Origin of the sequence: Bacillus sp. SIMBA_031 (genome assembly GCF_046535225.1) — a bacterium.
In the GTDB taxonomy this organism is placed as follows: domain Bacteria; phylum Bacillota; class Bacilli; order Bacillales; family Bacillaceae; genus Bacillus; species Bacillus velezensis.
In genome coordinates, this window is record NZ_JAWRXC010000590.1 from 1 (window position 1) to 245 (window position 245).

The following is a 245-nucleotide window of genomic DNA, read 5'->3' on the forward strand; positions in this document are numbered from 1 at the left end:
CTTTATGTGCTGGTGGCGCTTACAGTGAATACGTCGTAGTAGATGCGCAGCAGTTAATGATATTGCCCGATCATATATCTATGGCGCAAGGTGCTGCTATAAGCGAAGTGTATTTAACAGCCTTTGGTGCGCTATTTGAATTAGGCAAGTTACAATCAGGGCAAACAGCGCTTATTCATGCCGGTGCCAGTGGTGTTGGTGGTGCGGCTATTCAGATGGCAAAAAGTGCTGGTGCACAAGTAGTG

General features: G+C 46.9%; 1 pseudogene. It reads left to right on the plus strand.

Features of this window, described 5'->3' with window-relative positions:
- Positions 1-245: pseudogene (locus SB724_RS21485) on the plus strand (NAD(P)H-quinone oxidoreductase); the annotation flags it as partial.